The sequence below is a fragment of the Mesomycoplasma dispar genome, assembly GCF_000941075.1.
Taxonomy (GTDB): Bacteria; Bacillota_I; Bacilli_A; order Mycoplasmatales; family Metamycoplasmataceae; genus Mesomycoplasma; species Mesomycoplasma dispar.
Window position 1 is genome coordinate 683,863 of record NZ_CP007229.1, and the last position, 13,836, is coordinate 697,698.

Sequence of the window (13,836 nt, forward strand, 5' to 3'; positions counted from 1 at the left end):
CAAATTCTTGATTAATCCCTTGATAAATCTTTTCATATCATAGCCAAACTCCTTTTTGTCCTTGTACTAATTCCGCTTAGATTATCACAAGAAATTATTAGAACATCTTGTAGCCCGCGTGTTTTTAGTTCGCTAAAAACATCGACTCAATTACTTGCTAATTCGTTATTTTTAATCCAAAATCCCAGCACTTTTTTTATTCCCCTACCAATCAATTGCAAGAATAAGATAAAGTGATTTTTTGACAAAAACACCGTTTTCTTTAACATTAAAAAAATCCCATCAATGTAGAAAATTGGATAGGAATTCTCAATTTTTTGCGATTTTCACCTTTCAATTTCAGGTAATAATTTGTTAGTAATTGAAGAAATTCAGGCGCTACTTATTTCTCTTTTATAGATATTTTTTATTGTGTTAACAATATTTTCATATGACATCCCTGATGCAAAAAGTGAAAACACTTGCTTTTCGATATCACCTAAATAATTTGTTTCCTATTTAGCGATTAATTTGTTCTCAAAACTGGCATTTCGGTCTCTTGGTATTTTTAGATGAATATTATTGCTATTATAGTTCGCAGTTTTGCCCGAAAACCCGTTTTGCTTGTTGATTCTATGCGCGCCATTTTTGCTTCGATTGCTTTTTCATAGCCTAAATGTTGGCTTAATTTCGCCTTTTCGTGAAAATCTTCGTTTTTTAATTTTTTATAATCAACGTATTTGTTAACAATTTTTTCAACTTCTAACTCAAATGGGGATAATTTTTTGCTCTTTTTTCATATTTTTTAGTCCTTTATGATAAATTTTATCAAAACAGATTTACCTTAAGACACAAAATATTGAATATTCCCTTTTTTTCTCTGAATTTTTTATCAATTCATAATTTTTAGATTATACTATCGTTTCTTTCAATTTCCCCTTAAAAACCGAAAAAAGAGCAAGTTTCTCTAACAAGAACTCATTCCTTTTTTATTTTACAATTATTATATTTAACAATTTTTAAAAGTGTGTATTAGATTAAATGTGTAAGGTTTAAGACTTTATTTTAGATTCTGCCATTTTTCTTCAACACCTATAATCAACGTTTTAACGCAAAAAGTATGATAGTTTTTTATTGAAATTATTAATTTTTTTTATATTTTAATATTAAAATTTAAAATTATTCATAAAAAATAAAGTCCAAAAAAATGCCCTGTTATGGAATGTTTTATTTTATTTTAACCTTGAAATTACTATATTTTACTTTTATGATCTTTTCTAGTTCAACCTTAATTAAAATATAAAATATTAATTATTTTTAATTTTTATTGATTAAAATATGTATAATATTTATATGAGGATAATTAGGAGAATATACTATAAAAAATGTCAAAAAAAAAAAAAAAAACTATTTAATTTTTTCCCTTTACTATCGTTTTTAGCAATACCAATTTTTTCAGGCCTTATTTTGCTCACACTTTCACCAGAATCTAACAAAACTGGTAATTTTACAAATACTTTTGCTAATAAAATTAATTACGACAACAAATTATCAAAATCACAAGAAGATCTTGTTGGTTTTAAGCAAAAAAATAAAAAAATATTTAGTAGACAATCTAATCAAAAATTCACAAATTTTTCATTACTAAAATCTAGTAATGTTAAAAATGTTTTAAAAGGTGAAAATGTAGATATTAAAATATTTTTAGATTTAATTGATACCAACAATAATTCCTTAAGTGCGAATGTTGAATATTATCAAACTAAAAACAATGAATATTTAAAACAAATAATTTCGTTCTTTGAAGAAAATAATATAAAAATAAATAGTAGTTATGTAAGCAAATTGTCGCCAATAATATGAATTAATATTAATTCACTGGCTGAAAAAAAATCCCTCGAATTGTTAGAAAAACTAGATTTTGTTTTATTAGTAATTAATAATATAGAAAATACGACAAACTCGGATTCACTCCCGACTTATTCTGCTAAATCTTTAAACCAAGAAGCTAAACCCAAAATATTTTACGATAACTTAGACCATGCCGCCTACTATTACGCATATTTAAGTAATACCAAATATTATTTTACAAAAGAAAAGGAAATAGTTGATTATAAGTATCGAGGATCTAATAAGTATGAAAAAGTCGGAGTAGTTGAACCAGGTATGAGCGGCACCTATGATGAAAGCGATTCCCTCAAAGCTCAAATTCCCAAATATTTGGTTAATTACTATAATATAGGTCGCGCTGATTCAAAAAAAACTAATGAAAATCAAAATGATCACGCCAGTTTGGTTTCTGGAATAATAGTAGGAAAGAGCGGATTTGCATTTAATACTGATTTGCATCTCGCAAATTTGGGCGAAGTAACGTTCGATTCCCCTGTTTGAATGTCAGTTTTTGAAAAACTAATAATTGAAAAAGGAGTTAGAGTAATAAACCATAGCTATGGATTTAATTTCATAGATCAAAAAGACGTTGATGCTAGTTTCAAAGATATTTATGGTAATAATTCTCTGTTAAAAAACTCTGTCTCTCGATATATTGATCATCTTTATTATTTGGATTTTCTATCAAGAAAATATGGTGTTATAAATATTTTTGCTGCCGGAAATGAATATGATGATAGATTAAAAAATAATGATCCTAAAAAAAAATATGGTTACATATCTGGGTATGCTAATGCAATAAATTCTATTGTTGTTGGCTCTAGTTTTGGTACAAAAGAAAATTTCTATGCAAGTAATTTTAGTAATAGATTATTACCAAATGCTCTAAAAGGCTTGCCTAAACCGCTCATAGTTGCTCCAGGCGAGAATATAGTTGGCTTATCTGATCAAAAATCACCAGAATCAGGAACTAGTTTTTCTGCGCCAATTGTAACCGGTATAGTCTCAACCATAATTGGTTCAAATCCTTATTTATTTAATGAAAAAAATATTATTCCAGCAATAAAGAGTGTGCTGTCTTCATCTGCGGTAGATAGCAAATTAGATTATCAAGGTATAAAGAATTTTGTTGAATCTACAAAAAAAGAAAATGAAAAACGACACACATCGTCTTCGATTGATGATTACCTAGAAGATTCTAGCAAAAGCCGATATTTGCAAAATTACGAAAATGAGCACAAATCTAAGCCGAATGGTTTTGATACAGCAGTTGGGGCGGGACAAATTAATTTCGCTAATATACAAAAAGCAATAGAAAATTTAAAAACTTTTTCTGTATCATTTGAAAACACTGATGAATATGTTTATGTATCACCAGAAATAAAATTAAATCAAGGAAACAAAATAAAAGCTTCACTTGCTTGAGCTTTTAACGCAGGATTAACAAAACCCCTAAAAAAATATGAATCTCGTCTTCATTCGTGGTACGATAATTTAGTTGCATATGGTTCATCATATGTTGCTGATCAAAACCCAGGAACACTATATGGTGAATATCATCCACAATCAAATTTTGAAGAAGAATATCATCCTAAATATCCTAATGAGTGGTTAAATAGAAAAACACTTTTTGAAAAACAGGAAAATAAATTATTTAGCGATTATGATTTAAAATTGCAAAAAAAGGAGGGGGACAATTGGCAAAGCATCTATTTAAATTCTGGTTCTTCATGATCTTCGAATGTTGAGTTAATAAGATATTCAGCAGAAGAATCAGGGATATACCGAATCTTGGTAAGGAAACATAAGTCTTATCTTTTTGAAGAATCGGTAGATGATAATTTGGCGGTTTCATATGTTATACAAGAAAAATAAAATATTTTTTATAGCAACTATGCTAGCGACTCCTTGGTTGCTTCCTATAATTATTCTTGCAGTTCAAAATTTTTCTTCTGGACATAAAGCAAATTTTTCTAGTCAACATCCACAAAAATCTATTATTAGAATTTATGATGGTAATGATCTAGTTAAATCAAATATTTTTTCATATTATGATTTACTAAATATTGACAGCAAAAAAGCACCATGAATTAAAAACTCTAAATGGAAAATGACTTTTCTACAAAATCCTGAAGAAATTCAAGAAATAGTAAAAAAATATTTATATTTTCAAGAACAAAATTTTGTCAACAATTTAAATGATAAAACAACTAAAAATTTAGTAACTTTTTTCGCTAATCAATATAATAATAAAAAGAACGAATTTAGTTTTAAAGAATTAAAAATAGAATTAGAATTGTTTTCTATTGGATTTCCCAGTTTATTTTCTAATAATTTTTTAATCATCGAAGATTTTGACGATTATTTGAATTTTTTCAAAGAATTTGAAGACAAGCAAGAATTTGATAGAAAAAATTTAAATAAAGATTTCTTTGATAATAACCTATTTCTAGTTTATGTAAAAGAAGACGAGTCAAATGTTGCTCCTATTTTTAACAAAACAAGCCTAGAAACTAATTTATCACCAATAGATCTAATTACCTATAAAAATCAGAATTTAATTATTTCAATTGATCAAAAATTTTCAAATTATTTAAAAGAAAATTCTTCTTCTACTAGTAGAACACGCAAAAGATTCCAAATTTTCTATAAATCAATTCCTAAAAATTCTTATAATAAATCATATCCGTTATCTTCAATAAAAATTACCGATATAGAAGATTTGGTTTTGTATAATTCACTAGACAAAACATCAGCGGAGTTTAGTAATTTTTTGGATTTTATTAATAAAAAAAGCACAATTTTGTCAAGAAAAAACTTGAAAAAGAATAGATTTTATGCATCACAAATTGATAAAAACATAGCTAATTTAAGTGAAAATAAAATATTTTCAAACTTTAGCGAAGTAAAAGACTTGATAAATAACAAAAATTTATTGAAAAATGAGCACTGAAAAAGCGCATTTCACCTATCAAATTTATTTATCCCCACAAAAACACAGGACAAAACATATAAATTTAATAGTTTCATCTTGCAAAAACAACAATTAAAAGAGATTTTTAAAGATGAAATTATTTATTGAGAATTTGATAAAAACTCCAAAAAAGTTTTAATTTATACTTTAAATTACAAAGACATTTTCCATCAAATTGCAAAACAACCTGAAAACTTTAATTTTGATAACTTGTTACAATTTGAAAAAATTGATATTGGTGATATTGACGTCCAAGAAATTGAAATAAAAAAATTAAATTCCATCGAAGATTTTAATAATTTATATAATAAAACAATGGGGTAATCATGAAACAAAAAGCAAAACAAATTTTTTATAGATCTTTGTTATTAACAAACTTTGTAGCTGCTGGGGTTGTTTCTATAATTTTGATCATTAATCGTAAAAGTCCTAAAAAATCACAAATACTTAGTTTTCAGGATGTGTCCGATGCTAAAAATAAATTTTTTACTAGCAACACTAAACCTGAGGGTTTTGCTAATTTGGTAGACAATCATTGATTTACTTCACAATATTGATCAGATTTTCTTCAAAAAAATCCAGAAAGAGCTAACCAATTACGGCAAAAATATCCATCTTTTGAAAATAACTTGTTCAAAAACTCCGATAACAATTTACCCCTTTTTAAATTAAGTAGCTTTTTTCGATCTGAATTTATAAAAAATAGTGACACATTAGAATTTGACCAAATAAATGATCAAGGTGTATGAAAAGATAAAAAAATTATTAATAATTTTGTGATTTTGAAAAACTATAATGACTTTTTCTCATTTTTTTCAAAGATAAAAAACGATAAATTTTACAAAAGAGTACTACAAACACCTGATTTTTTTGAAAAAAAGTCAATTATTGCTTATGTTCGACCAATCTGAAATTATCAAGATTTAGCTTTTACATCGAAAGCTAAAAAACCATTTTTTAGTCCAAATCATACTTTTTTTGATCCAAATAATCCCAATAATGTTGGGATTATGTCGTTTGACTCAAAATTCAAAGATTTTTTTACTCCCGGCCTTAAATATAACGAAATTATTAATCCTTTAATAATTAGTAATCCGTTTGTTTCGATTAATTCAGATCTTATTATTGAAAAATTTAATATTTATTACAAAATTATAGACAAATCTATTGAAAATAGTTTTAATCCTAAATTGGACATTCATATTAGCAAAATCGAAGATCTTGTTCTTTATAATAACATTGTTCGTGATAATGATTCTTCAAAATTCAAAGAATTTCTTTTAAAAAAACAGGAAATTTTAGATACAAATAACCTAAAAAGCACAAGATTATATGCAAATTCAAACAATAAACAACTAGAAAACCTAAAATTTTTTTCAACCTTAGAAGAAACAAAAAACCTAATTGTAACAATGCAAGATTCAATAAATTCTGAATGAGGTGATGCATTTGTTCCTTCAAAACTTTTTATTCCAACAGAAGATAATTCTGAAGTTTTTAATAAATTTATTTTAAAAAAACAAGATGCAAAAAAAATTTTTGATGACGAAATTTTGTATTGAAAAGTTGATGAACAAGCTAAAAAAATAAAAATTTACACCTTTAATTATAAGGATTTATTCCCTAATTTTGCAACAGAACCTCAAAATTTTAAAATTAAAAATTTACAAAAACTTGAAAAAATTGATATCGGAAATACAACAATAACACAAATTGAATTTTCTAAAATTGAAACAATAGATCAATTCAATAATTTATATAATCAAATAATAACTAAGAAATAATATTAAAACCTTAATTAGTAGAAAAAATTTAGACAACTAGTTTCTATCTATGATTTTGATTTTGACTTTTGTTAATTTTTTCTAACATTTTATTTTTAAAAATCTGAATAAATAAGTTATTTCATATAAAATTTGTGCTTTTATATGAAAAAGCAATAGTTACATTTTCAAAATTTTGACCTTCAATATGATTAATTTTCGTTACAAAATTGCAAAAAAATTCAATAGAAATAATGGGAGTGTTCATAATTTTGTGTTTTAAATTTTATGGATTTTTTTTCTGATAGAAATCTAATTTAATTTTACATTATTTAACCGATTTTAAGGAAAATAATTTCTAATTGTTTTTAATTATGCGTCAATTTCTTACCTGCCTTTGTCATTTTTCGGTTGCATTTTAAATCGTCAAATAAGTTATTTTTGAAATGTAATTCACACTTTGAATTTCGCCTTTCGTTTTTGCATTTTTCCTAATTAATTTATTCACTGATTCAATTGAATTTGTCGTATAAATTGCTTGTCTCAATTCATATGGATATTTAAAAAAATGTCGTTAATTCAGCGAAATTTGCATACCAAAATTTGACAATTTAAGGATATTTTTTCCCTCATTTTTTCGCAAATTCATCAAGATTTTGCATTGCAAATTCTTGATTAATCGCTTGATAAATCTTTTTCATATCATAGGCAAACTCTTTTTTGTCCTTGTAAGAAACTTTTAAAAGCGAGTTTCTAATTTGGTGAACAACACATTTTTGAACATCTGTTTGCGGGAAAACCGCTTCAATTGCTTGACTAATTCCGCTTAGATTATCGCAAGAAATTATTAGAACATCTTGCAGTCCACGTGTTTTTAGTTCGCTAAAAACATCAACTCAATTACTTGCTGATTCGCTATTTTTAATCCAAAATCCCAGTATTTTTTTATCGGCCTGCTAATCAATTGCAAGAATAAGATAAAGTGATTTTTTGACAAAAACACCGTTTTCTTTAACATTAAAAAACATTCTATCAATGTAGAAATTGGATAGGAATTCTCGATTTTTGCGATTTTCACTTTTCAATTTTAGGTAATAATTTGTTAGTAATTGAAGAAATTCAGGCGATAATTATTTCCTTTTTATAGATATTTTTTATTGTATTAACAATATTTTCATATGACATCCCTGATGCAAAAAGTGAAAACACTTGCTCTTCGATATCGCCTAAATTTGTTTCGTATTTACCGATGAATTTGTTTTCAAAACTGCCATTTCGATCTCTTGGTATTTTTAGATGCATATTACCACTATTATAATTCACAGTTTTACTCGAAAACCCGTTTCGCTTATTCGGTCTATGCACGCCATTTTTGTTTCGGTTCCTTTTTCATAGCCTAAATGTTGGGTTAATTCCGCCTTTAAGAGCGCTTCAGCAAAATTTTTAAACATATGCGAAATTTCGTTGCGAAAATCTTCTTTTTTTAATTTTTTATAATCAGCTTATTTGTTAACAATTTTTTTAGCTACTAAGTCATATGGGGATAATTTTTTTTGCTCTTTTTTTATATTTTGGTCTTTTATGATAAATTTTATCAAAATAGATTTACCTTAAAAACACAAAATACTTAATATTCCCAAAAGGTAGTTTAAATATTTCATATTTTACTTTTTAAGTTAAAATTTTTGCTTTTTAGTTTGCTTTATTTGATTAATAAGCAGATTTTGCATTCATGAGTGTTAGATTTAAAATTCAGTGTTTTTGATTTGATAGTTATTTTTCCTGAGTTTCCTAGTTTGATGGCGAAAATTAAGACAAAAGGTTGAATTTAACACTTCAAATCAGCAAATAATATTTAAAAATCGCGAAGGGCGTTCCGAATGATCCAAATATTTGAAATAGGTATGATTTTTACTTTGATATCTTAATAAGTTAGTAAAAAAATAGGTAATTAATTTTTGCAAAAAAAGTTAAAAAAGCGCTAAAACCGGACACTTTTTTAAGATTATCTCATCAAACTGGGAAACTCGGGAAAAAAATTGGTTTTTGTGACTAAGTACAAAATTAATGTCAAAACCTCGGGTAAATAAGGCAGAAATTTTACACTAGGTTGACTAAAAAAATTTTCAATAAAAATACTTATTTATTATAAAAAAAGTTATATAATTATTTATGAAAATAATTATATACGAGGTCATTATATAAAAATGAAAGCATTAGTTTATCGTGGCGATCACAGTATTGCCCTCGAAAATGTTGACAAACCAGTTATACAAAAACCAACAGATGCAATTGTTAGAGTTACCAAAACAACTATTTGCGGTACAGATTTAGGAATTTTTAAAGGTAAAAATCCCGAAGTTGCCTCAGGTAGAATTTTAGGTCACGAAGGTATTGGTGTTGTTGAAGAAATAGGTTCAAGTGTTTCTAATGTTAAAGTAGGTGACAAAGTTTTAATTGGCTGCATAACTCCATGTGGTAAGTGTGACAACTGTCGTACACAGTTATATTCTCATTGCCGTGAAGCAGAAGGTGGTTGAAAATTCGGTTACATGATCAACGGAACCCAAGCCGAATATGTAAGAGTTCCTTTTGCCGATAATAGTTTATATAAATATCCTGATACAATTACTGACGAAGTAGCTGTTATGTTATCAGACGCCCTACCAACTGGACACGAAATTGGTGTCCAATATGGTCAAGTTTCACCTGGTAAATCAGTAGCAATTATTGGTGCTGGTCCAGTTGGAATGGGAGCGCTTTTAACTGCCCAACTATATTCACCAGCTAAATTAATCGTGATTGATTTTGACAAAAACCGTTTAGAAAAAGCCAAAGAATTAGGAGCAACTCACACATTAGTTCCTGATGAGACATTATTAGACAAATTACACGAAATTGTCGGTCCTGATGGTGTTGATGTGGCAATTGAAGCTGTCGGACTTCCACAGTCATGAGACACTTGCCAAAAAATTGTTAAACCAGGCGGAAATATTTCTGTAGTTGGTGTCCACGGAAAAAAAGTTGACTTTAATCTCCAAAATCTCTGAATTAAAAACATCACCGTTACAACCGGACTAGTAAATACAAACACACTACCAATGCTAATTAACGCGGTTTCAACCGGAAAACTACCAGTTCAAGGACTAATTACCCACCGCTTTAACCTTTCTGATATTATGAAAGCTTATGATACCTTCTTAAATGCATCTGACAATAAAGCAATGAAAATTTTCATTGACGCGACAAAATAAAGTTTATTATTTTCGTTTTATTATTTGTAAATTGATTTGTAAGACTCGCTGCTTTAAAAGTGCGAGTCTTATTTTTTTATTTTAAAGTTTTAAAATAAAAAAATTCTAAATTAGTAGAAAAATTCAGTTATAATTAACCTTGCTAAGAATGAATTAATAAATTTTTTGATATTGAATTAGGAAGGACTTAATTATGTTTTTTGTCTAAAAAATCAGATAATGCGAATTTTGCACTATGTTTTAAATGTGGTAGAATGAGTTAAATTTAACCTTTTGCAAAAAAAAAAAAAAAATGCTTGGTCTAAAATAAAATTATGTTATAACACCAAGATTAATTCAGTTAACTTTTCTTCTTATTCAAGCACTGATTCTATGACCTTTGAACAATTAGCAAATGAAATTTGAAATGGTCATGTAAAATCATCAGTTTTTGCTGCTGTCAATTATGCTCTTACAATCGCTTATGCCTTTTCTTGAAATTTTTTAGGTGTAGCCACGTCAGCAATAGCTGCTGGGACTTTAACTCATTTAGCTATTGAATATAAGCGAGCTTATAACGACATGACTAATGATTCTGAATGACTAAGGATTAGGTATCAAACAATTAAGCAATTTGAAGATTGAAACAAGAAATTTATCCCACAAATAAGAAAGGCTAAGACGCGTATTTATTTAATACTTGAAACAATTAGCCGCTTAAGAAAAATAGTATTAAAAGCTAGACCAATTTTACTATCTGCTAGTTGAGTCTCTTTTAAAATAAAACTTGCCATTGCTGTAATTGATTTTATTCAAAATGTAATTTGAAGATTTGTATAAAAATATAGGACAACTAATTTAATTAGATAATGTTTAATAAAGAAAGTTTAGAAAAATTTTTTAATTTAAAATTTAATAATTGAATTTTTTTTATTCCATTTTTTGGTACTAATAGCTATTATAAATTATTCGATTTACTTGTAGAGTACAACAGTTTTGAGGGGATTTTGTACTATAAAACCAGACTAATTTCGAGACTTTTCTATTTAATACTTAATTTGTTTTCAATAATTTTGACCATTTTATTATTTGTGTTAATTTTTGTTTACAGAGTTCATTTTTTTTCTTTTGGTGAAAATTTTATTTTTAGCCTTGAAAATAAACATAATTATTTTTATGACTATAATATTTGATTTCCGAATATTATGAATGTGGTGATATATTCTTTCATTGCATTTTTTGGGTTTTTTTTAAATGCTTTTTGAGCAAAATTTGTTATTTACTTTTTTAAGAAATTTTTATACTGAAAATACGATTTGGAAAATAAAATCACAACCTTTGAATTTTTACAAAATTTTAATTTAGAATATTTTGTAAATTCCGTTCTTGTTGACACTGAAAATTGTAAAAAAAAGAAGAAGAAATCAAGAAAAATTTGTTGAAAGTATCAACATAACTACACAATAATTAGCCTTTTAACAGAAGTAATTAACTCCCCTAAGCATACTAGACGTTCTTTTAAATATCATTATATTAAGTTAAGGAACAGCAAGGAAATTAGTGAATTTGACTGGGTTGTAACTGAGGTTCAAAACTATTATTGATTTTATACATTTATTTTTGCTTCAATTTTTAATAAAAATGAAAAAAATTTTAACAGAAAAAAGTTTTTCTACTACTTATTTAAAATTTTATTTTTTTATATTTTATCAATTTGAATTCTTCTTTTTTCAACAATTTTTGTATTCCTTAATCATTTTCTTCTTGATGAACAAACATTTTGGTTAAAAATTTCAGCATTAGGATCTGTTATTATTGTCATTTTTATGTCCGTTGTTATGCTAGAATCTATATTTATTGAGTGAACATATCGCCGCATCAAAAAGCGATTTTTTGATGCTAATCTAATTAAGTCTGAAAAACAAGATTCAATATAACTGTTTTTTTAAGGCCATATATTTTTAAAAATGGTCGTTAAAAATAGTCGAATTTTAGCAATTTTGTGACAGGTTTTTTATAATTAAACCATGAAATCAATAAGTAAATAAACGAAATTATAAAAAACATTGCTATTCATATTATGAAAATTAAAATTACTATTTGTGAAATCGAAGGATATATGGCATCTTCACCGAGTATTCGAATGTAAATTTTTGGAATTAATGGGAGAGACACTGATAAGTTAATGACTAAAATTAGAAATGAAATTATAATTATATTTAATCAATGATAAAGAAAAATCTGCCATGTCTTAGCGCGAAGCGCCTTAAGAATTCCAATTAATTTTACTTTTGAATCAGTTAGGTTTTTTGTATAAAAAATCGTTTGTATCAATAAAACTGCTATAAAAACAATTAAAATTGCTCCAACAATTAAATTTATAAAATTTTGTAAACTATAAGTGAATCTTGATATACCTTTTAACGAGGAGTCAATTGCATACTCTTTATTATTTTCAATAAAATTATCAATATTATTTTCCAAATTATCATTTTCAAAATACAACCTTAAAATAATTGGTTCTATTTTTTTGGTTTGACTGGTTTGTGAATTGCCTGGATTTTTGTTTTTACTTTTCTGTAATTCGATATCTTCACCGAATTTATGATGCAAAAAAGTTAGGTTTAATTTTTTTGCATTAACTAAATTATTTATTCCAACAACTTTTAATGTTTTTTTATCTTTGGGGCCAATTAAAACAGCAATTTCTTGTTCTTTTGGTTCTTTGATATCTAATTGTGTAGCTACTTCTTTTGAAATTATAACTTCATCTAAATTTTTAATGTTTCTTCCTATTAAATTTTTTTGATCAAAATTGAACCTATTTTTAAAAAATTCACTTTCATCAATGTAATCAATAGGTGCTCCTAACTTTTTTTTATCATTATATTCAAAACTTAATAATGGCAAAGTAAAGAAAGGAGTAATTTTTTTTATTGTTTTATTTTTTTCTCTGAGATTATTAATTTCATTATCTGTGAAGGTTGTGGAATTATTTTCTAATTTTTTGCTAACTAAAACAGAATCAAGTTGATATTCATTAACTTTAAGGGAATTAGAAGCGGAAATATTTAAATTTAAAACACCAAATAATAATGTCCCAAAAATACTTGTTAGAAAAAGTATTACAAATAAAATAGTTGAAAATCATTTTGATTTATAATCTGCCAGAGTAAGTAAAAAGCCTGTTTTTAATTCTTGCCTAATTTTTGCAATTTTTGAATAGGAGGAACTCTTAAAAGAAACTAATTGACTACTTTTTTCATTGTTAATTGCTAAATTTTGTTCACTTTTGTCAATATTTTCTTCGGAAATTTTTCCTCTTTCAATACGAATGATCTTGTCGGCATATTTTTTTGCAAATTCTAAATTGTGGCTGACCACTAATATTGTTTTATTTTTTGCAATATTTTTTAGATTTTCAAATACAGAAACACCGTTTTCAAAATCCAAATTTCCAGTTGGTTCATCGAGTAAAATAAAATCACTATCTCTTGAAAGCGAACGGAGAATTGCTATTCTTTGTTTTTCGCCACCAGATAAATTATTTACTTTTTGCTTTAATTGTCGAGTTTCAATTGACACGTATTTAGCCTGTTGTTCCAATTCTTTTGGGTCTAAAACTCTATTTATTACATTATTTGCAATTAAAATATTATTTTCTGATGAAATATTAGTTATTAAATTAAAGTCCTGAAAAACAACATCAACTAATGGTTTTTTAATTTCAGAACCATTTTCATCCAAAAAAGAAATTTTTCCACTATCTTTTTTAGTAAAACCGGCAATTAAATTAATAAGAGTTGTTTTCCCAATTCCTGATTTCCCAATTATAAATGTTATTTTTTTTGAAGGAATATCAAGATTTAGATTATCAAAGATGATTTTGTTATCAATCTTTTTCGTTAAATTCTCAATTTTTATCATTTTGCTCCGAGTTTGCTGTATTCTTCTTATTTAACATTATAAAATTAAGACTTTTGATAAGAAAAATATA

10 protein-coding genes and 1 pseudogene are annotated in these 13,836 nt (G+C 26.2%); 5 read left to right on the forward strand and 6 right to left on the reverse strand.

Annotation, left to right across the window (positions count from 1 at the left end; all coding sequences use genetic code 4):
• Positions 1-11: 11 nt before the first annotated feature.
• Positions 12-701 (reverse strand): annotated as a pseudogene (locus MDIS_RS04400) (IS256 family transposase).
• A gap of 745 nt (positions 702-1,446) precedes the next feature.
• On the opposite strand from MDIS_RS04400, the gene MDIS_RS02495 reads away from it, so the two are divergent.
• The 3 genes from MDIS_RS02495 to MDIS_RS02505 are packed head-to-tail and all read left to right on the forward strand — an operon-like array spanning position 1,447 to position 6,627.
• Positions 1,447-3,744 (forward strand): S8 family serine peptidase, encoded by a 2,298-nt coding sequence (locus MDIS_RS02495; RefSeq protein ID WP_232034199.1) that lies wholly within the window; start codon positions 1,447-1,449, stop codon positions 3,742-3,744.
• Complete coding sequence (locus MDIS_RS03975; RefSeq protein ID WP_052506222.1) at positions 3,725-5,167, forward strand: hypothetical protein; 1,443 nt, start codon at positions 3,725-3,727, stop codon at positions 5,165-5,167. The genes MDIS_RS02495 and MDIS_RS03975 overlap by 20 nt, the downstream gene beginning before the upstream one ends.
• A 2-nt stretch (positions 5,168-5,169) precedes the next feature.
• On the forward strand, positions 5,170-6,627 hold the full coding sequence (locus tag MDIS_RS02505; RefSeq protein ID WP_232034200.1) for a hypothetical protein: 1,458 nt from the start codon (positions 5,170-5,172) through the stop codon (positions 6,625-6,627).
• A gap of 397 nt (positions 6,628-7,024) precedes the next feature.
• On the opposite strand, the gene MDIS_RS04530 is transcribed toward MDIS_RS02505, so the two are convergent.
• The 3 genes from MDIS_RS04530 to MDIS_RS03980 all read right to left on the reverse strand — a co-directional run bounded on the left by MDIS_RS04530 (position 7,025) and on the right by MDIS_RS03980 (position 7,971).
• Positions 7,025-7,153, reverse strand: coding sequence for a hypothetical protein (locus tag MDIS_RS04530; protein WP_129640150.1), 129 nt, complete (start codon positions 7,151-7,153; stop codon positions 7,025-7,027).
• Between the two features lie 64 nt (positions 7,154-7,217).
• Positions 7,218-7,547, reverse strand: coding sequence for a transposase (locus MDIS_RS04465; RefSeq protein WP_084217539.1), 330 nt, complete (start codon positions 7,545-7,547; stop codon positions 7,218-7,220).
• Positions 7,548-7,635: 88 nt separating this feature from the next.
• Positions 7,636-7,971 (reverse strand): transposase, encoded by a 336-nt coding sequence (locus MDIS_RS03980; protein ID WP_165073038.1) that lies wholly within the window; start codon positions 7,969-7,971, stop codon positions 7,636-7,638.
• Between the two features lie 842 nt (positions 7,972-8,813).
• Here MDIS_RS03980 and MDIS_RS02520 point away from each other — a divergent pair.
• Both MDIS_RS02520 and MDIS_RS02525 read left to right on the forward strand, forming a co-directional pair.
• Positions 8,814-9,860, forward strand: a complete 1,047-nt coding sequence (locus tag MDIS_RS02520) for a zinc-dependent alcohol dehydrogenase family protein (protein ID WP_044635505.1) — start codon at positions 8,814-8,816, stop codon at positions 9,858-9,860.
• Between the two features lie 273 nt (positions 9,861-10,133).
• Positions 10,134-10,679, forward strand: a complete 546-nt coding sequence (locus MDIS_RS02525; protein ID WP_044635782.1) for a hypothetical protein — start codon at positions 10,134-10,136, stop codon at positions 10,677-10,679.
• Positions 10,680-11,538: 859 nt separating this feature from the next.
• Here the strand turns inward: MDIS_RS02525 and MDIS_RS04470 are convergent.
• Entirely contained in the window at positions 11,539-11,661 is a 123-nt protein-coding gene (locus tag MDIS_RS04470) for a hypothetical protein (RefSeq protein ID WP_276240843.1), read from the reverse strand.
• A gap of 152 nt (positions 11,662-11,813) precedes the next feature.
• Complete coding sequence (locus MDIS_RS02535; protein WP_044635507.1) at positions 11,814-13,766, reverse strand: ABC transporter ATP-binding protein/permease; 1,953 nt, start codon at positions 13,764-13,766, stop codon at positions 11,814-11,816.
• Positions 13,767-13,836: the final 70 nt, after the last annotated feature.